The organism is Crystallibacter permensis, from assembly GCF_025960875.1.
GTDB classification, from domain to species: Bacteria; Actinomycetota; Actinomycetes; order Actinomycetales; family Micrococcaceae; genus Crystallibacter; species Crystallibacter permensis.
Window position 1 is genome coordinate 338523 of sequence record NZ_JAODLR010000002.1, and the last position, 20426, is coordinate 358948.

At 62.8% G+C, this 20426-nt stretch carries 15 protein-coding genes; 7 read left to right on the forward strand and 8 right to left on the reverse strand.

Features of this window, described 5'->3' with window-relative positions; all coding sequences use genetic code 11:
• Positions 1–4 precede the first annotated feature (4 nt).
• From B0G38_RS03925 to B0G38_RS03955, 7 genes are all read left to right on the forward strand, one after another.
• Positions 5–2182, forward strand: coding sequence for a hypothetical protein (locus B0G38_RS03925; protein ID WP_264668235.1), 2178 nt, complete (start codon positions 5–7; stop codon positions 2180–2182).
• A complete protein-coding gene (locus B0G38_RS03930) occupies positions 2183–2998 on the forward strand; it encodes a glycoside hydrolase family 16 protein (protein ID WP_264668236.1) in 816 nt (271 codons plus the stop codon).
• A 145-nt stretch (positions 2999–3143) separates the two neighbouring features.
• The gene (locus tag B0G38_RS23210) at positions 3144–3548 is read left to right on the forward strand and encodes an acyltransferase (RefSeq protein ID WP_319801222.1); all 405 of its coding nucleotides are present in this window, start codon (positions 3144–3146) and stop codon (positions 3546–3548) included.
• A gap of 28 nt (positions 3549–3576) precedes the next feature.
• Complete coding sequence (locus tag B0G38_RS03940; RefSeq protein ID WP_264668237.1) at positions 3577–4926, forward strand: hypothetical protein; 1350 nt, start codon at positions 3577–3579, stop codon at positions 4924–4926.
• Positions 4923–5567: a hypothetical protein gene (locus tag B0G38_RS03945; protein ID WP_264668238.1), complete on the forward strand. Its 645-nt coding sequence runs from the start codon at positions 4923–4925 to the stop codon at positions 5565–5567. Before B0G38_RS03940 ends, B0G38_RS03945 begins: the two co-directional genes overlap by 4 nt.
• Positions 5564–6577, forward strand: a complete 1014-nt coding sequence (locus B0G38_RS03950; RefSeq protein ID WP_264668239.1) for an aminoglycoside phosphotransferase family protein — start codon at positions 5564–5566, stop codon at positions 6575–6577. The genes B0G38_RS03945 and B0G38_RS03950 overlap by 4 nt, the downstream gene beginning before the upstream one ends.
• Positions 6578–6648: 71 nt before the next feature.
• Positions 6649–8049 carry a lipopolysaccharide biosynthesis protein gene (locus B0G38_RS03955; RefSeq protein ID WP_264668240.1) on the forward strand — a complete coding sequence of 467 codons (1401 nt, stop codon included), beginning with the start codon at positions 6649–6651 and terminating at the stop codon, positions 8047–8049.
• 49 nt (positions 8050–8098) lie between these two features.
• Here the strand turns inward: B0G38_RS03955 and B0G38_RS03960 are convergent, their stop codons facing one another.
• The 8 genes from B0G38_RS03960 to B0G38_RS03995 all read right to left on the reverse strand — a co-directional run bounded on the left by B0G38_RS03960 (position 8099) and on the right by B0G38_RS03995 (position 20383).
• Positions 8099–9235 carry a glycosyltransferase gene (locus tag B0G38_RS03960; RefSeq protein ID WP_264668241.1) on the reverse strand — a complete coding sequence of 379 codons (1137 nt, stop codon included), beginning with the start codon at positions 9233–9235 and terminating at the stop codon, positions 8099–8101.
• Positions 9236–9338: 103 nt separating this feature from the next.
• Entirely contained in the window at positions 9339–12911 is a 3573-nt protein-coding gene (gene mfd / locus B0G38_RS03965; RefSeq protein ID WP_264668242.1) for a transcription-repair coupling factor, read from the reverse strand.
• Between the two features lie 202 nt (positions 12912–13113).
• On the reverse strand, positions 13114–13434 hold the full coding sequence (locus B0G38_RS03970; RefSeq protein ID WP_413542021.1) for a type II toxin-antitoxin system PemK/MazF family toxin: 321 nt from the start codon (positions 13432–13434) through the stop codon (positions 13114–13116).
• A 5-nt stretch (positions 13435–13439) separates the two neighbouring features.
• Complete coding sequence (locus B0G38_RS03975; protein ID WP_264668244.1) at positions 13440–13796, reverse strand: hypothetical protein; 357 nt, start codon at positions 13794–13796, stop codon at positions 13440–13442.
• 69 nt (positions 13797–13865) lie between these two features.
• Complete coding sequence (locus B0G38_RS03980) at positions 13866–14291, reverse strand: hypothetical protein (protein WP_264668245.1); 426 nt, start codon at positions 14289–14291, stop codon at positions 13866–13868.
• A 218-nt stretch (positions 14292–14509) separates the two neighbouring features.
• Positions 14510–14899 (reverse strand): hypothetical protein, encoded by a 390-nt coding sequence (locus B0G38_RS03985; protein WP_264668246.1) that lies wholly within the window; start codon positions 14897–14899, stop codon positions 14510–14512.
• A gap of 15 nt (positions 14900–14914) precedes the next feature.
• Positions 14915–16084 (reverse strand): patatin-like phospholipase family protein, encoded by a 1170-nt coding sequence (locus B0G38_RS03990; RefSeq protein ID WP_264668247.1) that lies wholly within the window; start codon positions 16082–16084, stop codon positions 14915–14917.
• 36 nt (positions 16085–16120) lie between these two features.
• On the reverse strand, positions 16121–20383 hold the full coding sequence (locus tag B0G38_RS03995; RefSeq protein ID WP_264668248.1) for an nSTAND1 domain-containing NTPase: 4263 nt from the start codon (positions 20381–20383) through the stop codon (positions 16121–16123).
• Between the last annotated feature and the right edge of the window lie 43 nt (positions 20384–20426).

Consider the following 20426-nt stretch of genomic DNA (forward strand, 5'->3'; position numbering starts at 1 on the left):
CCACATGACCCTGTCAGAGCAAGACCAATTCCGTTCCCACAGGCCGGCCATATCTTCGCGCCGGATGTCGTGGGAACTCGTTTTGGCAGCTTGTGGATTGTTGGCCGCCGCCCTGATCGCACTGGATGCCAGCGACCCTGTCTCGGGAGCCTTCAGATTCATCGTTTGGATGGTACTGCCCGGATGGGCGATCGTCCGGCGATTTCCGATCCCCGATCCGGCAGGGCGGTTGGTCTGCACCGCGGTGGCCAGCGCGGTGACGTCGTCGCTCCTGGCGGTCCTCATGGGATGGGCGGAAATCTGGCATCCGCGCTCCGTGGCGGTGTCGGTATTAATCGCGTCTTGCGCGCTCCTCGTGCTCAAGCCGGCAGATCCCAAGCGTAGGAAACAAGCCGCCGTTGCCACACTGTCCCAAACAAAGGGCTTCAAGAGCTACCTTCCCTGGTTCTTCCTGGCTGCGGCTGTACTGCTGTGGGCCATTGCCCTCCCGATGGCCGATGCGCAGCTGCTGGGCGATTTGGGACTGCTGACCGAGCTGCCGGTGGTCTGGTACCTGGCCGTCGCGCTCAATTTGGGTCTGTGCGTCTGGGGAATTGCTAAACCACGTATCAGCGGCCGCTGGTTCCTGGCTACAGCGATTACCGGTCTGACGGTCATGCTTTATGCCACCGCCAGCCTACTGGCGGAGGTTCCCCGCCTGCCTTGGGTTTATAAGCATATTGCAGTGACCGACTTCATCAGTGCGGCTGGTCAAGTGGATCCCTCGATCGACATCTACAACAGGTGGCCCGGTTTCTTCGCCACCAGCGCCTTTCTGGGCGAAATGAGCGGCTATTCCGATGCCGTCAGCTACGCATCCTGGGCCGAAATTGGCTTCGCGCTGGTAGACGTCACGCTCGTTCTCGCCATTGCGCGGACCCTGTCAAAAAACCCGCGGGTCTATTGGACCTCAGCTCTCGTTTTCGTGGTGACTAACTGGGTCAACCAGAATTACTACTCCCCTCAGGCATTTTCGTTCACCCTTTACCTGACGATGTGCCTCATTGCGCTCACCTTCCTTCGCGGAAATCCCATCCGGTGGGTTGGGGCGGTTGAGCGCCGTTTGCTCCGGCGGCACCGTGCGCTGCCGAAAGCAGACGCCGCGACGGCTTCCAACCGCAGGCTAGGAACGGCTGCTATCACCGCGATGATCGTCCTTCAAGCGGTTATCGTCGTCGGACACCAATTGACCCCCTACCTAGCGATCCTTGGCCTCTTTCCCCTATTTATAGCGGGCTACTTCCGGCCGCGCTGGCTAGGACCCGTGTTGCTCCTTATGGCCATCGCGTATCTGGTGCCCAATTTCGAATACGTCGAAAAGAACTACGGACTCTTCTCCGGGTTCGATGTGTTCTCTAATGCCAGCAACACGCCACGGGCCGAACCCTTGACCAATGCAGGCCGACTCGCAGCTCACGGCGCCATCGTGTTGTCGATCCTAACGGGATTACTGGGCGTGGCAGGCTATGTCCGGCGGCTGCTCCGAGGGGAAGTCCGAACGACTTTGATGGTGGCGTGGCTCGCGGTCGCCCCAGCTTTCGGGTTGCTGGGGCAGTCCTACGGCGGGGAAGCGCGTTTTCGGGTCTACCTGTTTGCACTGCCCTGGCTGGCGATAGGTGTTGCCTGGCTTTTCTGGTCGGCAAGCGTACGAACCCGTAAGACTGCAGTAAAGCTGACCGCTTGCTTGGCAATCATGACTACGCTTTTTACTACGGTATATTTCCGGCCCGAGGCGGACTACCGGGTATCCCGAGAAGACGTGGTGGCTGGTAAATGGCTGGATCAGCAGGTGCGGCAGAACGACCTTGTCTTCGAGACGAACTACTTCTTCCCCCTTCTGATCGGGCCAAACTACCCGCACTACCTCGAGGGAGGGACGATTACCTCCTTGACGGAATTCCTTGCCGCCCACCCTGGCCGCGTGACAGCCCAAGACGTCGAAAACCATGCCAAGGGCATCCGGTCTGCCGAGAACATCTATCTTGTCTTCTCCGACAGGCAGTATAGGCACGCGGATGCGCACAAGCTGTTCGAAGCGGAGACGCTACCGAAGCTTGAGCAGGAGATGTTCCTCAGCGCCGACGCCGACAAGGTGTTCGACAACGGCGCCGTCCGCATCTACCGGCTCGGGGGCATGCAATAAATGCCAAGCATCAAAAAGAGTGGGCCCAAAGCCAAGCTAGTCTGGATGGGCGGAGCCATCCTCGTTGTCAGTCTGGGGCTCGCCTGGGCCAATGAGAGTTTCGGCCGCATGCCGGTCGGGGACCTTCCGGGCTGGAAGCAGACCCACACCCAGGATTTCTCGACTCCCGCGGCAAAGGGCAAGGTTGGGGCTGTTTACGGGCCTGAGATGAGGGGCTATGCCGGGTTCTCGGATACGTCGGGAATTGGCACCTACTCGCCGGATTCGGTCCTCTCGGTCGCCAACGGCAAACTGGACTACTTCCTTCATGTACAGGACGGGACTCCTCACGTGGCATCGGTGATTCCCTTCGGGTATGCAGGACAGACCTATGGCCGGTATTCGATCCGGTTCCGGGCTGACAGCCTTCCCGACTACAAAATTGCCTTCATGCTGTGGCCGGTGAGTGACGAATGGAACGAAGGCGAGATCGATTTCCCCGAAGGAACACTCGATCGGCCCCTCTATGCAAGTTCCGCTGTAAAGGGCTCGCTGGGCAAAAGCGGGATGCGGTTTGACCCGCCGCAAAAGGTCTACGCATCCGATGCTGCCACGGGCTGGCATGTGGCAACCACGGAATGGACTCCGGGCAAAGTCAGGTGGTTTTGGGATGACCAACTGATCGGCGAAACGGGTGTGCCTTCGGGCGTTCCCGACACGGATCTTCGGTGGACGTTACAGGCGGAGACCAGGGATGCGGCGAAGGATGCGGCAAATACGAGTGCTTCCGGGCACATAGAAATAGATTGGGTAGTTCAATATGCCTACGCTCCGTGAAATCAGTCTTAAGTCATCTGCGGAGGGCACACCCATCTCGCCCATCGCGTATTGGTGGTACAGCCTCTGTTTGCTGCCGGTCGTGCCCAAGTTCGCTCGGTGGCGCCTGCTCGTGGCATCGGGCTTGGATGTCACCGGAGTGAGCATGGAATCGGGTGTCAGGATCAGCAACCAGAATGTCAGCGTGGGCCGCGGCTCCTACCTCAACCATGGGGTGCTGCTTGGCGGATCGGCAGCAATCCGGATTGGCGAAAAAGTCGCCATCGGACATGACGCAATGATTATCACTTCAACCCATGAGGTAGGTCCATCATCGTGCCGGGCCGGTTCCGGAGTATCGGTGGAAAAGCCCGTGACGATCGGTTCCGGAACGTGGATCGGGGCGCGCGCCCTAATCCTACCGGGGGTCAACATAGGTCCCGGCTGCGTCATTGCAGCAGGCGCTGTGGTCAACAAAGATTGCCAGCCGGACGGCTTGTATGCGGGGGTGCCTGCGAAGCGCATCGAAGATCTGCAGGAAAGGATTCTCAACGATGACGGGGACATTTGATTCGATGTCAGGCCAGGAAGGAGACCACGTGGAGGGCACTGCAAAGGCGGCCCCGCTTCACCCGGCGCTGGCCAAGGTCTTCGAAGCGCTCGACCGATCAGGTTTTCCGTGGTTGCTGCTGCGGGGCCAAGATGACTTGGCTCAGCCTCAGGGCGACGTCGATATCCTCGTGTCCGAGGACATGCTGCCGAGACTGGATGGGTTGCTTCGCGAGGCTGGCGTGCACCGGGTAGTCGCTCCGGGCCATGGAAGCCATCGTTTCTATTTCAGTTTCGATCCCGGGCAAGACGCGTGGGTTAAGATCGACGTCGTCTCACAAGTCGCGTTCGGCCGCGCCCAGCAATGGCCGACTCCCCTGGCGGCTTCCTGCCTTCGCAGGCGTGCGCGGCAGGGGTCCCTGTGGCTTCCCGACGAAAATGATCAGGCTTGGCTGGAGTTGCTCCATCTGCTGCTGGACAAGGATGAGATTCCTTGCGGAAGGGCCGAAGCCGCTTTGTTTGCAGCCGCGGTGGCGACGGTGAAAAATCCGGTTGCGATGTTCCTTGAGGAAGTGGCGGGGCCGCGCACTGCTGCCTGGCTGGTCGATTGGGTCCGGGCCGGGAATCCGTCCGATCTCCCCGAATACGCAGCCCGCCTGCGGGACCACTGGACTCGCAAAGCACCTGCACGTGCCCGTCTGCGTCGGGGAACAAACAAAGTCCTGAGGCTGGTTAGTCCGGTCTTGAAAGACCGGTGCGCCAAGGGCATGATGATGGCCGTGATGGGACCGGACGGCGCAGGAAAAACCAGCCTGCTGCAGGGCGTCGGCGTCGGCTTTCCCGTTCCGGCCAAGTACGTCTACATGGGAATGTGGGCCGCTGGCCCTTGGGACAATTGGCTGCATCGCGTGCCAGGCGGGCGGACCGGCCAGAAGGTACTGCGCCTGCTTCGCGGCGGGGTTATGGCCAGATACCAGTTCCTTCGCGGTCGGCTGGTTCTGCTGGACAGGGTCGCCTATGATGCGTTGTTACCGGGGTCCATCGACAACACCGTCGGTGGCAGACTGACGAGAAATCTTGCATTCGCCTTAGCGCCGGTGCCCGAGGTCCTCCTGGTGCTCGATGCTCCAGGAGAGGTCATGTTTGCGCGCAAGGGCGAGCATTCGGTCGACGTGCTCGAAACCTGGCGGAAGGCCTATTTGGAATTAGCGGAGCAACTCCCGGGTTCCAAAGTGCTCGATGCTAGCGCCCCCCAGGAGCAGGTTCGCCGGCTCGCCACCGACATTGCCTGGCGCTGCTTCATTGGCGATCACTCCCCCTCGGCTTCGAAAAAGGCACTGACGGAGCGGGGCGCGAATGTGGCGGAGCAGCAAGCGGGCGTGACGGAGCTGCTGCTATGACCATTTGGGACCAGACGAAGGCCGCTTCTGCGGCGCACCCAGGGCTGGATACAGCAGACGCCGATGCGCTCACCCTACACCTGTGGCGGCGGCTCGATTTCCGTTTCCTGCTCCCGGTGCTGGAGCCTGGGAGGGTCGGATATGCAGGAGCCGTCGACGCCGAAACAGTTGCCGCGTTGCGTCTGCTCGATCCGGACGCGGACTTTGTACCCGTTGACGGAAGCCAGACATATGAGAACGAGTTCGACGTCATACTGTTGCATTCCCCAGACCGACGCACCTTCGAATCGGCAGTGGCGGCCATGAAGCCGGGCGGCTGGATGTGTGCGGAAGTCCGCAGTTCGTTGCTCCGCACATCCGGGTCCCGCACTTTGCTGGGGTGGGAACGCACCTTTGTCCGGGCCGGGCTGCAGGACGTTGGCGTGCACTGGCATGCACCGGGGCTGGAATTCCCCTCGCGGATAGTACCTGTCGCCTCAGCCATGGCGGTGCGGGACGCCCTCTCGCGGCACCAGCAGGTCCGCATGGGAAAGGCGAAAGAACTGATTGGCCGAACGGCGCTGGCACTGGGGCTGTTCGCCGCAGCAGTTCCGGAAGGAACGGTTATAGGACGACGTCCTTGTCGTGGGGATCTGAATTGAACCTCATCGATCATGTTCTTCACGAGCGCTACCAGGAATTCGGCTTGGACCGCCACGGGATAGGGCGAGACTGGACGAGTGTCCTGCTCACTCCCCAGTTCGTCACTTCGCGTCACGTCGTTGCCCTTATTTATCCGGCTGGTGAACTGCGCGCACGTCTGGTGGTGAAGGTACCGCGGCAACCCGGCGACAATAAAGGGGTGCAGCGGGAAGCGGATATGCTGCGGACGCTCCAATCGCTGCATAGCGGCAACGTTGCCGGCATCCCAGAAGTAGTCGCCGCCGTCGACGTCGGCGACCACACGGTCCTTGTCGAAACTGCTGTCCATGGGCTGCAACTTGATCCGGATAGGGTAGCGACAGACGTTGCCGATGCCCAACGCGCTGGGAATGAGTTCGTCGCCCTGCTGCCCACAACTCGACCGGCATCAGCTAACACGGACTGGTATGGGCGGACTGTCGCCCAGCCCCTGCAAGCGCTCGCCAACCTCGTGCCCTCAGAGCCCGAGGTAGCGTCATTGGTTGAGCGTACCCACCAATTGCTCTCGCCGCTTCGTTCTGTCCAACTGCCAGCGGTCTTCGAGCATGCTGACTTGAGCCATCCAAATATCTTCATTCAATCCGACGGTTCGCTTCAGGTAGTCGATTGGGAGAGATCGTCAATCGACGGACTGCCTGGACATGACCTGGTGTTCTACCTTCAGTACGTGGGTGAGTCCGCCGTTAAGGCCTTTGCGCGCGAGCAACAGGTTGAAGCGTTTGACGCAGCATTCGGGCCATCGGGGTGGGCTCTTGCGCCGGTGCGGAACGAATTGCGGCGGAGAGAAGTGGATCCGGACCTCTTGCCAGCTCTGGTGATCGCCACCTGGGCCCGTTCTGCTGCGACGTTGGCGTATCGTCTGGATGGCCCGCAGTCCCGGGGACAGTCCGAAGCACAGGTGCGGGACGCCGTTGTCAACGATAGGGACTACTGGCTGTGGCGGCATGCGGTGGAACGCGGGCTGCCTTGAGAGGCAAAGACGCTGCCGAAGAGAGCCTGGAGAGGCCCGGAGCCCTGGCGCGCGCCGGAGCGAAGGGCGCGATGTGGCAGGGGCTGGCGCAAGGTGTCGCCAAAGCCATTGTTTTGGCCACGACCATCGTTCTCGCACGGCTGCTGTCGCCAGAGGAGTATGGGCTGGTGGCGCTGGCGCTGGTCCTTATCGCCTACGCGGAAACCCTTGCGGACGCCGGCGTTGCCCAGGCTCTGGTCTATTTGCCGCGAACAAAGGAAGCAGCGCGGGCGGCGCTGTTCATATCCGTCGTGGTCGGTGGCCTGTTGTCAGGCATTGCGTTTGCCTCAGCGCCGGCCATCGCCGGCTACTTTAAGAGTCCCGAAGTGGGACCGCTCGTACAAGTCCTTGCCGTGTCCCTACTGGCAACGTCACTATCCGCGGTCCCGGATGCCTTGCTACGCCGGGAATTGGATTTTCAGCGGATAACCGTAGCAACGGTTATCCGGGCGACGGGCACCGGTGCGGTCACGGTTGGATTTGCATTTGCCGGTTATGGAGCGTGGTCCCTCGCCATAGGAACAGTGGCGGGTTCGCTCTTATACGCAATCGCATGCTGGATCCTGTTACCGGACCGAGTGCCCATGCAGATCTGGCGGGTGCGCAGGCAGGACCTGAAGGCGAATCTTCATTTTGGCATCCCAGCAGCAGGAAGCACCCTGTTGGCCAAGCTCATTTTCGACATCGATTACCTTATCATCGGCGGAATGCTTGGCGCGCAGGCATTAGGCTATTACACTTTGGCATTCCGCTTGCCGGAGTTCGTCATCCTCAACGTGTTCTTTGTTCTCTCCACAGTGACATTTCCACTGTATTCTCGTGCTCGGAACGATCCGGACAGGCTTCGGAGCGGCTATCTCAAGAGCGTTCAGATCCAGGCCGTTTTTGGCGTCAGTGCCGGCGTGGGGCTTGCAGTAGTGGCCCCGGTCCTTGTCCCGGTTCTCTTCGGCGGGCGATGGATGGATGCGGTGCTGCCGCTCGTATTTCTGGCGCTCTACGCGGCGGCGCGGTCGCTGGGAGTCGGCGCCAACGATGTGTACAAGGCCCTAGGCCGGCCTGGGATCTCGATAAAGATCTCGCTCATTCGGCTGCTAATTTTGGTTCCGGTTCTGCTTTACGCCACCCAATGGGGCATCGTGGGCGTTGCCTGTGCCCAGTTCTGCGTCGCTTTGGTGTTTGCACTGGGAATGCAGATCGTGGCGGCTAAGGTCCTGGACCTTCGACCGTCTCAACTGCTGCGCGCGGTGGTCCCGGGGCTCTCCTGCGGTGTGGTGGTCGCTGTCGTGGGCTTGGCCGGACTCGTTCCTATCGAGAGTGAACTAGCAGCGCTAACCGCTCTCATTACGGCTGGCGTTGCAGGCGTCTATTTGCTCATCAGGTTCGCGTTCCGCCCGCTGCATGACGAAGTCCTGCAGTTATTTCTCCGCCGTTGAGCCATGATGTCCTGAGACTATGCAAATCCGGCAAGTAGCGGCAGACGGATCAGGCCCGAAGGGCATTGTCTAACTCTTCGAGGTACTCCTGCGCTACCGTTTGCCATGTCCTGGTCGCGGCTTCGCTAAGGCCATCGGCCGTAGGCATTCGGTCATTAGTCAGGCGATGAACAATATGGTCGACAAGCGCTTGCTGGTCTTCTTCTACAGTCAACAGAGGGTGAGCGTCTTGTTCACGCGCGGCTACCGGGCTCGCCACAACAGGAAGGCCTGCGGCCAACGCCTCCCGGACGGAATTTCTGATGCCTACTCCATGCTCATCTGGGAACACCGCAACGTCAGCCGAGTGGAATATGTCAGTGACAGATGGAACATTCGCAAGGATCTGGACTCTCTCGGTAGCGAGTGACAGCACTTCCGGTGTCGGCTGCCGACCGGCGATCACGAACTTGGCCTCTGGTACGCGCTGCCATACTCTGGGTGCAATTTTGCCGATGAGCACCTGGACGCTGTCGATGTTAGGCCCGTAGTTGAGGCTGCCGACGAAGCAGACTGTGCGGCTATTCCCCTTCCTGCCGGTATGTGCGGTGTGTTCGACGCCGTTGGGAATGCTCCGGACCGGGCGGTTCAGTGCCTCCGTCCATTCAGCGGCGTCCTGAGCGCCAACCGTGAGAAGACGTGCCCGTTCCGGTAAGCGGCGTTCGGTCTGCAACACGGCCACGCTCTTAAACCTCCGGTAGTAGGACCGCCAACCGCCCACCATCCCGCTGTCCATCCGCAACCTCTTCGACCAAGGATCGACCGTCTGCAGGGCCATCGGTCCATACAAGTGATTCGCCAGGAACAAAACGTGCGGACCATGCATCAGCGTGGCATCGCACTGTCGAGACAGCCTCGTGGCGGTACTGACCGCTTCCAGGGTGGCACGTTCACATGCACCCACATCAAACCGGCTGGCCAAAGAGTGAAGGATGGCGGCCCGTTGTGCCCGCGGAGTTAGTACATGAACGGCTTCGCAGCGGGAGCGCACCTCGTCCGGCAACTCTACAGAGCCGGAGTACGTGAGGAGGGTGACCGCCACGTCCGAGGGCAAGTTACGGATGACCTCGTAAGGGATCATTGAACTGCCGTCTCCCCGGACAGGGTCCCGGTTGGGCACGCTTTCAGCCACATACAGAAGTCTCATTGCTGGATCCTATCCAATGCGCTGCGACTGCCGCTCGGATGTGACGGCGTCCCCTCATCTGCAGGAGTACGACGTCGGATGGTTACTTTTTCAGAACTGGCTTTCAGCCCTTAAACACCGCGTCGATGACGCCTTGGGCCCATTCGAGGACGGCTTGGTCGGAGAGGTCGCGGCCGCCGATGCGGGAGGTTTTGGGCTTGGGGATGAGGATGAAGTCGAGGTTGGGTTTGACCTGGGAGCCGGGGTACATGCGGTTCAGGCGCATGGTCTTGGACTCGGGCAGGGATGCGGGGGCGAACTTGATGAAGTTGCCTTGCAGCGCCACATCAGTCAGACCAACCTCGCGGGCACCAACCCGAAAGCGTGCCACGGCAATGAGGTTCTGCACGGGCAGGGGCGGTTCGCCATAACGGTCCGTCAGCTCCTCCACAACCTCGTCGATACCCTCAAGAGTCGTCGCGGAGGCCAGCTTGCGGTAGGCCTCCAGCCGCAGCCGCTCTCCCGGGACGTAGTCGTGCGGGAGGTGCGCGTTGACGGGCAGCTCGATCTTCATCTCGGCGGCCTTCTCTTCGGCCTCGCCGCGGTAGTCCGCCACGGCCTCGCCGACCAGCCGGATGTACAGGTCGAACCCGACGCCCTGGATGTGGCCGGACTGCTCGCCGCCGAGCAGGTTGCCGGCGCCGCGGATCTCGAGGTCCTTCAGGGCCAGCTGCATGCCGGCGCCAAGCTCGTTGTGGGACGCCACGGCCTTGAGCCGCTCCAGCGCCACTTCGCCCAGCGGCTTCTCCGCCGGGTAGAGGAAGTACGCGTACGCCCGCTCGCGGCCACGGCCCACGCGGCCGCGCAGCTGGTGCAGCTGGGACAGTCCGTAGTTGTCCGCACGGTCCACAATCAGCGTGTTGGCGTTGGAGATGTCCAAGCCGGTTTCGATGATGGTGGTGCAGACCAGTACGTCGAAGCGCTTCTCCCAGAAGTCCACGATGATCTGCTCGAGCTTGGATTCGCTCATCCGCCCGTGCGCCACTTCCACCCGGGCTTCCGGCACGAGTTCGCGGATGTGCGCGGCGGTGGCGTCAATGGAGGAGACGCGGTTGTGCACGAAGAACACCTGGCCCTCGCGCATCAGCTCTCGCCGGATGGCCGCCGAGGCCTGCTTGTCCGTGTACCCGCCGACGTAGGTCAGCACCGGATGCCGCTCTTCAGGGGGCGTGGCCAAGGTGGAGGTCTCGCGGATCCCGGTCAGCGACATCTCCAAGGTCCGCGGAATCGGCGTCGCACTCATGGCCAGGACGTCCACATTGGTGCGCATCTTTTTCAGCGCCTCCTTGTGCTCTACGCCGAAGCGCTGCTCCTCATCCACGACGACCAGGCCCAGATCCTTGAAGTCCACTTCCTTGGACAGCAGCCGATGCGTGCCGATGACCACGTCCACCGTGCCGTTCTTCACGCCCTCGATGGTCTCCTTGGATTCCTTGGCGGTCTGGAAGCGGGAGAGCGCCTTGACCCGGATGGGGAAACCGCTGAACCGCTCGGAGAATGTCTCGTAGTGCTGCTGCGAGAGCAGGGTGGTGGGCACCAGCAGCGCCACCTGCTTGCCGTCCTGCACCGCCTTGAACGCGGCGCGGACGGCGATCTCGGTCTTGCCGTAGCCCACGTCGCCGGAGACCAGGCGGTCCATGGGGATCTCGCGCTCCATGTCCTGCTTGACCTCGTTGATGGTGGTCAGCTGGTCCGGCGTCTCGATGTAGGGGAATGCCTCCTCCAGCTCGCGCTGCCAAGGGGTGTCCGGGGCGAAGGCGTGTCCGCGCGAGGCCATCCGCGCCGAGTAAAGCCGGATGAGCTCGCCGGCAATCTCCTTGACCGCCTTGCGCGCCTTGTTCTTGGTATTCGCCCAGTCCGAGCCGCCCATCTTGGACAACGCGGGCGCCTCGCCGCCGACATAGCGGGTGACCTGGTCCAGCTGGTCCGTGGGCACAAACAGCCGGTCCCCCGGCGCCCCGCGCTTGGACGGCGCGTACTCCAGCACCAGGTATTCGCGCATGGTCTTGGTGGGTCCGGCTCCGGAAGAGCGCTGCAGCAACTCGATGAACTTGCCCACGCCGTGCTGCTCGTGCACCACGAAGTCGCCCGCGGTCAGCTGCAAAGGATCGACGGCGTTGCGGCGCTTCGAGGGCATCTTGCGCATGTCGCGGGTGCCGGCAGCCGAGGTCCGGCCCAGCAGGTCCGCTTCGGTGAGCAGCCCGAGCTTCAGTCCGTCGAAGACGAACCCCTTGCCCGCACTCGCCGTCGTAATTTCGATGATGCCCGGCTGCGGCTGGTCCTCGAGGGAGTCGACGCGGGTGGCGGGGATGTCATTGTCGTGGAAGAGCTCGGCCAGGCGCTGCGCGGGGCCGGGGCCTTCAGTGGCGACCACGACGCGCCACTGGTCGCGGACGCGGGAGCCGATGAACTCCATCATTTCGGCCACGTCGCCCTGGTAGCCGCGGGGTTCGCGCGCGCTGACGGTCAGCGTGTCCACGTCCAGCACGGTTTCATCGTCCGGGTTGAAGGAGGTGATGGACCACCAGGAGACCTTGCGGTCCAGCGCGGTGGTGCGGGTGTCGGCCAGGGAGCGGAAGCTCGCCTCGTCCAGGTCCCCCTGCAGCGCCAGGTCCAGCGGGGCGTCGCCGCCGTCGGACGCCGTGGCCCACGCCGCGGCGAGGAACTCCGCGTTGGTCGCTTCGAGATCGTGGGCGCGGGCGCGCACCTTTTCCGGCTCAATAACGACGGCGAGGGAGCCTTCCGGCAGCTCGCCCAGGAACGGGACCATGGCGTCCACCAGCACCGGGGCCAGCGACTCCATGCCCTCGACGGCGATGCCGCCGGCTATCTTTTCCAGCATGTCCGCCGCGGCTGGCATCTGGGATTTCAGCCTCGCCGCCCGGCTCATCACGTCCGGGGTGATCAGCAGCTCGCGGCACGGCGGGGCGTACAGCGCGTTCGGGTGTTTGACGTTCTCCCCGGAGAGGCTGCGCTGGTCGGCCACCGCGAACCAGCGCATCTGGTCCACCTCGTCGCCGAAGAAATCGATGCGCACCGGATGGTCCTCGGTGGGCGGGAAGACATCCAGGATGCCGCCGCGCACAGCGAACTCGCCCCGGTGCGTGACCATGTCCACCCGCGCGTAGGCGGCATCAGCCAGCCGCCGGACCACGGACTCGAAGGAGACCTCGTCCCCCACCTTCAGCGACACCGGCTTCAGCTCGCCCAGGCCCTTGACCAGCGGCTGCAGCACCGCGCGCACTGGAGCGATGACTACGCGGAGCGGCCTGGCGCCGTCGTCGTACTTGAGCCGGCGCAGTACGGACAGACGCCGGCCCACCGTGTCCGAGCGCGGGGAAAGCCGCTCGTGCGGGAGCGTCTCCCAGCTGGGGAACTCCTCGATGGACTCGCCCGGCAGGTAGCAGCGCAGCGCCGTCGCCAGGTCCTCGGCCTCGCGCCCGGTAGCGGTAACCGCAAGAACGACGCCGGATTCCTGCCCCTCGACCATCTCCGCCAGCAACGCCGCACGCAGCCCGGGAGGCGCGCCGATCTGCAGATCCTCGCTGCGCTCCCCCGTCGGCCGGGACGCGTAAAGCCGTACCCGCTCGAAGGACTTATCTTCAGCGAGGGCAGTCCGCAGTCCGTTCAGGCTCATGGTCTTTCATCCTTCTCTTCCCCGGCAGGGCGCAACACGAATACCCGAAGTTCAGCAGAACTCCGGGGTCACGGATAAAAGTTTACCGCCAACGACTGACGTTCAGAGCCGGAAGCCGGTCGGGGATCAGCTAACAAGTTCGGCATCGACCGCCACACGCGTCGGCTCAAGCAAAGCACGACGGCCGTGCTGCCGAAAACAATCAGTCCAGCCCAAACGCAGCTTTCAATCCGTCGTCAACGGCAGCCATGGTGGTCACAGATAATCCACCCAGAATCTGCCGGACATCGTCCTCGGGCCACATCTCCACGATGTCGTCACAGAGGATCCGACCGTAAACGCACTCGTTCTCAGGTATGGCAACAATGGAGCGGAGCTCTGGTTTGTCGGAACTCGTGATGCGAGCCACCAGCACTGTTGGCAGAGCTCTGTTGCGTTGATTATTCGAAACGATGACGTAGTACTTTTCGTCTTCCATCGGAGGAATGGTCGCGGCGCAAACCTGACCTCGCAGCACTTGCATTCGGCTCAGTCGTCCGCAGCATTTAGCGGCATGCGGGAGTTGCGCCGGCCCCCGCGTCGAGACTCCGAATCCCGGCGGTATTCAGAATCCCGTGCCAGTTCCCGGTAAGCCCTTTCTTCAGCAGCTTCATTCAGCGCCTTCAACCCCGCCTCGAACACAGCATGCACGAGTTTGGCCTCGCTCGCATCGCGGTCAATTTTCTCTGACAGCGCCTCCAGCCGCTCAGGCGAGCGCCGTATCATCTCGAGGTCACGCCGGTCGCGGGCAGACAAGGGAACGGAAAGGCGTCCCGCAGAATACGATTCAATCTCTTGTGCCGGCATGCCTACATTCTGCATCACTTGATGCTTCACTTTCAACACAACACTATCCTCTACCCTGACTGCAAGAACGAACAGGAGTCGCCGCGGAAAGCATCGGCGCGCCCTCCTTTACCCAGCGGCATTAATTCGCGTGGAATGACGCTGCTTCGATCCTTCGGGAACGAGCTGAGAAATGCGCTGAGGGCTAAGGCCAAGCATGAACCCGATGTCCCGCACTGTCAGGCCTGATGCTTTGAGCTCTTTGATGGCCCGACGAGACAGAAGCAATGCCTCAAAGCGTGACTCTTCTGCCTGCTTGGCCATTTGACGTGACGCCTCAACGACATCCGCCTGGGCCTGAGGCAAATCTGGAATGACGGTAACTTCGATCGACTTCGGATCGAGGCCCTTCATTACCGCAACAGCATCGGCGGCCATTCCGGCCACCTGGTCGAGTCGTTTTGCTTGGCTAAATACGCCCGCAACTTCCGGCACTTCGATAGCCCACCAACTGCCCGAACGGAACGCCTTTGCAGTGACTTTCAATGCGATCACTTCCCTAACTGCTTACCGATCGAGTCCGCCGTGAGGACGTTAAGTTCAGGCCCTCCTCCTTGGCAAACCTCTTCAGCTCCCTCAGCAGCACTCGAAGTTTGACCACACAATCCAATCTAAGCTCGAACGTTCTTCTTGTCTAGAAAGCTAGACAAATATTATCTAGGCGCGTAGACGAGTTCCAACCGCACGGCCAACCGCGACGCAGTCCGGGACTATCAGTCGTCCGGCTCGTAATGCGATTCGAACTTCTCCGCGCTCATCGCGTAGCCGTCAGTGCCGTCCTCGTTGTTGTAGACCAGATAGTCGCCGCTGTTGTAATGGGTGCGGCCTTCCTTGGTGGCCACGCTGCCCGATTCCCGCGCGACCTCGGCCCAGACCGGGGCCGATTTCACATAGGCCCCCCGTCGGATCTGGCGATAGGTGGCGGTGAAGACGTCGGCATCGACCGTATAGATGTCGCCGTCGTTATCTACTAGCCAGTCCCCGGGTTTGCCGTGCTGCTCTGCACCCCACTTGCGGTAGGTAAGGCCCTGGGTCTCCAGACGCAGCGGAACGGCAACGACGTACTGGTCCGGCCTGCGTCGGTAGCTGCGGAGTTCACTCACATCGGTCCCTTTCGGTCAGGCGTGCGGCAAGTCAAAGACGGTGCCGAAATCAGTGTCGCGCACATCCCGCTCCCCGGCCAGCCTGCCGAGCCGGTGCAGCGTTTCCATGTTTTCCGGAGCGTCCATGGCACTCAGCGAGCGGACGTTCTCCGGTGCAGCCAGTGCTTCATCCAGGGTCCGGATGCTCTCAGGGCGCAGGTCCACGTTGTACCGCAGGTAGCTCATCAACGGCGTGCCGGCGAGCAGATCGCCGTCGAGCTCGCCCACTTCCCGGTCCAGCACCCTGGCGGTGGGACTGGTAGACATCCACTGGAGCATCGTCTCCTGCAGCACCGCGCAGTCCTGCATCACGGACATCAGCGCGCTGATGGCGTGGCTTGCGGCCAGTCTTGCCTTGCGGACCGAGGGATCCGACGCCCCGGTGCCGACTGAGACGATCAGGAGCTTGTCTGCGCCGGTCTCCCAGCCCACCCCGTAGCCTTTGAGCGAGGCATACATGAATGCCTGCAGCGCGGGATTGTTGTACGGGCTGACGCCGCCGTCCACAAAGTTGCCGGTAATGGACTCCCGACCAGAAGCGCCCGTTATGGTGATGGTCTCCGGTTCAAAGTACGACGGCGCCGCAGTAGACGCGCGGACCACCTGCCACAGGTGATAATCACCGTTTCCCATCCTGCCGTTCTCCCCTGCCGCGAAATACCTGCCGCCGGGGTTGTTACTCACCGGCCAAGGACTCCCGGTATCCAGACGTTTGAGTACCACCAGCAGTCCGGTCAGCAATTCAGAGCCGCACAAGGTGGTGTCCGCGCCGAACAACTGTTTCAGCTCGTCGGTCAGCCCTGCCTCGCTGTACTTGGCGCGCAGCAGACCCTGGCGGAACAGGCTCCGCTCAAACACGCGGTGCCCGAGGTTGAAGTACTTTTCCCGCAACTCTGCGACGCTCAGTCCCTGGGCCAGAGCCGCTGCGATGATCGCCCCGGTGGAGGTCCCGGCGATCAGGTCGAAGTAATGGCACAGCCGGAAATCCTTCCCGCCGCCATGGCGGTCCCGGAGCAGGTCCTCGACCTTTTCCAGGATGCCGAGGCTCAGAATCCCGCGCAGGCCCCCGCCGTCGAGGGCGAGAATGCGCTTGGGTAGGCCGTCCGGATGGAAATGTTCGTCAAGGGTCAAAGTCTGGTATGCCATGGTCCTGGAGCTCCCTCCTATCGCGTTGGTGTTGCGTCAGCCGGCTTTGCCGCCTGGGACCGGAAGCTCCGGGCAGGGCGGGTCATAATCGAAATCCGACGATATCCATTGGCGCCACTCCTGCTCGCTGATATTCCTGGTCAGCTTGGCGCACAAGGCGTTCGTCCAGTCTTTAGGGACCGGCCACACGCGCACACTGTTGTCCTGACTGCCCGAAATGACCTGCCGGCTGTCGCTGCTGAAGGCAACAGTTTTCACTGCGTCCCAGTGTCCTGCCATCGGATCACCGATCGACTTGCCGGTCGCATCCCACAGACGCACCATCCGGTCGGCTCCCCCGGACGCTATGTACCGGCCGTCCGGGCTGAAAGCTACGTGGTTCACCGCGCTCTCATGTCCGCGCATAGGTTCCGCCGCCGGCTCGCCGGTGTTCGCGTCCCACAGGCGTACCGTCTTGTCACTGCTGGCCGAGGCAACCCGCTTTCCGTCGTGGCTGAATGCCACCCCGTTCACCGCTGCTTCATGCCCGGCAAGCGCATCGCCCCGTTGTTTTCCGGTCTTCGCGTCCCAGAGCCGCACCGTCTTGTCATCGCCGCCGGAGACTATCAGTTGCCCCTTGGGACTGAAGGCGACGCCGTTTACGTCGCCTTCATGGCCGATCATCGGCTCCCCCACCGGCTCGTTGGTCTCCGCGTTCCACAGGCGCACGGTCTTGTCCGCGCCGCCGGAGACGATCAGCTTCCCGTCGGGACTGAAGGCGACACTGTTTACGTGTCCTTCATGGCCAGTCATGGGCTCCCCTACCGGATCTCCTGTCTCCGAGTTCCACAGGCGCACGGTCCCATCCGCGCCGGCAGAGACCACTTGATTTCCATCCGGGCTGAAGGCAATCCCGAGCACCGGGCCCTGATGCCCGCTCATCTCCCCTTCGGCCGTTCTGGTGCCCAGGTTCCAGATCGTCATGGTGCCGTCACCACCGCCGGAAACGGCGCGGTCTGCTTCGGGGCTGATCCCCAGGCTCAGGACCCAGCTGGCCTGCTCCATCGGGACGCTGGCCGCGTTCCAGAGACGGATGGTGCCGTCACCCATGCCTGAAAGGATCCGCCGGCCGTTCGAGCTGAAGTCCACGCTCCACACTTCCAGCCCGTGACCGGTCATCGCCGCGCCGATCGGCTCGCCCGTTTCCACATTCCACATTTGCAGGGTGTAGTCCGTACTTCCGGAAACCAGCCGTTCTCCGTCCGGGCTGAAAGCAACACTTAGCACCCAGTTGGTGTGCCCGGTCATCGTTGCGGAAGGCTGGCCTGTAGCCAAATCCCACAACACTACCCTGCGGTCGTTACTGGCCGAGGCGAGCCGGTTTCCATCGGGGCTGAACGCGACGCCGTTGACCTGTCCGCCGTGCGCCTCCAGTACGAACAACTGCTGGCCGCTGATCGCGCCCCAGACACGGACAATGTTGTCGGCGCCGCCGGACGCAATCCTTGTCCCCGCTGGATCGATCGCGACACTCTTCACCGGGCTGCCGGGGACTCCCATCGGCCCCATGAGCTGCTCGCCACTCTCCGCGTCCCACAGCCGTACCGTGCCGTCTTCGCCGCCCGAAACAATGCGCGCCCCGCCGTCGTTGGGGCTGAAAGCAACACTGTTGATAAACCCGTCGTGCCCGGTCAGGGGCTCCCCTCGAGACTTGCCCGTCTCCGTGTCCCACAGCCGGATCGTCCCATCCTCGCCGCCGGAAACAATGCGTGCGCCGCCGTCGTCGTCGGGACTGAAAGCCACGCTCTTCACTGCGCCCTCGTGCGCCTTCGCCTGCTCCCACACCTGCTCACCGGTCTCCGCGTCCCACAGCCGAATAGAGCCATTGGCGCTGCCGGAAACCGCCAGCTTTCCGTCCGGGCTGAACGCTGCACTGTTGACAGGAGATGCCGGCCTCTCCTCGGAGGCGGGAGTCACCTGCACCATCTTGTGGACATCGCGCTGGGCAACGACAGCGCCCACAATGACCCTCTCGCCTTCCGATGTTTGCACCAGCGACTGCGCGGCCAGCATTTGCTGCATGCCACGTAGCTCGCCTCCGGGGCGGGCCCCGGCCAACATGGACTGGCCTTCGGCAGCCAGCTGCAAGGCGGTGGCCTCCTTGTTGTGTGCTATGGCTTCGTTTGCGTTCGCGCGGGCTTCCTTTTGGGCAATGGAGGCGAGGACGAAGCCGAGCACAGCAACGAGTGCGATGACAGCCGTTACCGCCAGCACCATTCTGAGCACCTTCGACCGTTTCCGCAGCACCGCCGCGTGCGCCTCGGCTGCTTCCTGTTTCTCCCGGGCGGACCGCAGCTCGGCTTCCTTCCGCCGCTTCTCCGCCGCACTCCGTTTCTCTTCCCGGGCACGTGATGCCAGGAGGAAAGCGCGGTTCGGATCCAGCCGGTTCCGGAATCCGGGTCGAGCGGACAGCCGTTCGGCACCGATGAGTCTTCCCCCTTCGAAGAGCCACGCTTCATTGCGGGAGCTGCGTTCCCAAGCGGCTGCTGCACGCTCAAGGTTGTCCGCCTCTTTGAGGTCCTCCCGCTCGGCGGCGAGCCACCCGGCCAACTCGTCCCACTGGCGCAAGAGGCTCTCCAGCGCCACCTCGATAACGGTTTCCCCGCCGCGGTTGTCCTGAACCAGCAGGCGCTTGTCCACCATCGCATCGACCAGCGGGCGGGCATCGCCCGGCAGATCGGCCAGACTTGCCACCCTGCGGATGGGCTGATCGTTGTCCGGATTGATCGTCGCCAGCCACGGAATGAAGGCAGACCGCAGCAGCGCCAGCTGCCGCTGCCGCTGCTCAGGGTGATGGGATAGCAGCGCGTCGACCTCCGTCTGCACCACCCGCTGCAGACCGCCCATCGCCTGGTACTCGGCAAGGGTAAGTTGGCCGCTGGCGCCATAGTCCTGATAGAGGCGCGCAAGGGTCAGGGCAAGCAGCGGCAAAGTGTCTGCCCCTGCAGTGCAGTCGGCCAACAGGCGGTCCACCAGGGCCGGCTCCAGCGTCAGCGGATGTCCGGCCGCCGTGGCCCGGGCAGCGGGGCCGAGGATGACTTCTTTGAATTGGACCACAGGCATCGGTTTTAGCTCGTCGAACACAACGCTTTTAATGCCGACCAGTTGCGGGGCGGTCTGCAGCGCCTCGTAGAAATCCGCACGGATGGTGCTGGCCACGATGAGCGCCGGCCCCGTACCGTCGTCGTACTCAAGCAGCCGCGCCACCAAGTCCAGGAAGCCAGCGGCCTCTGGACCCGCGTCCGCGTTGAAAAGTTCCTCGGCCTGGTCGAGCGGCAGAACAAGGGTGGGCGCCGGTGATTCCTCCAATGATTCAGGGTCCTCAGTTTCCTCCGGAGCCTCCTGCAGCCGTTCCGCAGCGACGTTCCGGGCTTCCAGCAGCCATTCCCGGATGCGGTCGGTGTTGTTTCGCACGCAGGCTTCCTTGATCTGCCCCAGCGACGGATGCCTCAGCCCCAGCCCCGTGCGCAGCTCCTGTACGGCGCGGGCGAACCCCTGCTCTCCGGTGAGTGCGCTGCGCTCCGGACGCACAATCTCCAGCGGCAGGAAATGACGGTCCTCCCGCCGCAACCGCGGCAGCAGTCCCGCCCGCAGGAATGAGGACTTGCCTGTCCCGGAGGGGCCGAGGATCACGAACAGGGACTCCACCCCGGAACTGCGCATCCCCCGCAGCGCGTCGAGGCCCCGGACAATCTGACCGTCCCTGCCGAAAAACACCGCCGCGTCCGTTTCCTGCAGCGGCTCCCATCCCCGGTAAGGGGCCCGGTCCGGATCGCTCGACGGCGGCCAAGCGAAATGTTCCGCCCCGATCCCGGCCTTCCGCAACCCCCGGCGCAACTGCTGCAACGCCTCCGTACGAAAGACGACGACGCCGGCCCTTCCGTTTGTGTTGACCGGGATCTCGCTAGCCGGACCATCACCGAACAGGTCGCAGCGCTGCCACTCGCGGGTGATGCTCTCCACAGGTTCGAGCCGTGCGCACAGGATCAGTTTGCCGAGGTTCTCCGCCGTCCGGTACTCGGTCAGGCATTCGCGCGAGGATTCCCAATGAGCCGAGATCAGGCAGATCACCACCTCGCAGCGCTCGTTGGCCCGACGCAGTGCCTCCTTCCAGCGCTCGCCCGGTGCGATGCCTGTGTAAGGATCCAGGTCCAGGAAGATCTCGTCCTCCAGCCCCGGCACCTGCTCCACGAGCCAGCGTTTCAACGCGATGGCCTGGAGGCTGTCTCTGCTCGAATGGCTCAAGAAGACGCGAGACATGTTCTCACCCCTGGTTCCGTGCGCAGAAGCACTTCTAGCGGTG

What these genes read in the sequence shown, in the direction of transcription:
- B0G38_RS03925 (WP_264668235.1), top strand. Translation starts at nt 5, where the DNA reads ATGACCCTGTCAGAGCAAGACCAATTCCGTTCCCACAGGCCGGCCATA.
- B0G38_RS03970 (WP_413542021.1), bottom strand. Translation starts at nt 13,434, where the DNA reads ATGCAAGTGCTGCGAGGTCAGGTTTGCGCCGCGACCATTCCTCCGATG.
- B0G38_RS03960 (WP_264668241.1), bottom strand. Translation starts at nt 9,235, where the DNA reads ATGAGACTTCTGTATGTGGCTGAAAGCGTGCCCAACCGGGACCCTGTC.
- mfd (WP_264668242.1), bottom strand. Translation starts at nt 12,911, where the DNA reads ATGAGCCTGAACGGACTGCGGACTGCCCTCGCTGAAGATAAGTCCTTC.
- B0G38_RS03945 (WP_264668238.1), top strand. Translation starts at nt 4,923, where the DNA reads ATGACCATTTGGGACCAGACGAAGGCCGCTTCTGCGGCGCACCCAGGG.
- B0G38_RS03930 (WP_264668236.1), top strand. Translation starts at nt 2,183, where the DNA reads ATGCCAAGCATCAAAAAGAGTGGGCCCAAAGCCAAGCTAGTCTGGATG.
- B0G38_RS23210 (WP_319801222.1), top strand. Translation starts at nt 3,144, where the DNA reads ATGGAATCGGGTGTCAGGATCAGCAACCAGAATGTCAGCGTGGGCCGC.
- B0G38_RS03995 (WP_264668248.1), bottom strand. Translation starts at nt 20,383, where the DNA reads ATGTCTCGCGTCTTCTTGAGCCATTCGAGCAGAGACAGCCTCCAGGCC.
- B0G38_RS03990 (WP_264668247.1), bottom strand. Translation starts at nt 16,084, where the DNA reads ATGGCATACCAGACTTTGACCCTTGACGAACATTTCCATCCGGACGGC.
- B0G38_RS03955 (WP_264668240.1), top strand. Translation starts at nt 6,649, where the DNA reads ATGTGGCAGGGGCTGGCGCAAGGTGTCGCCAAAGCCATTGTTTTGGCC.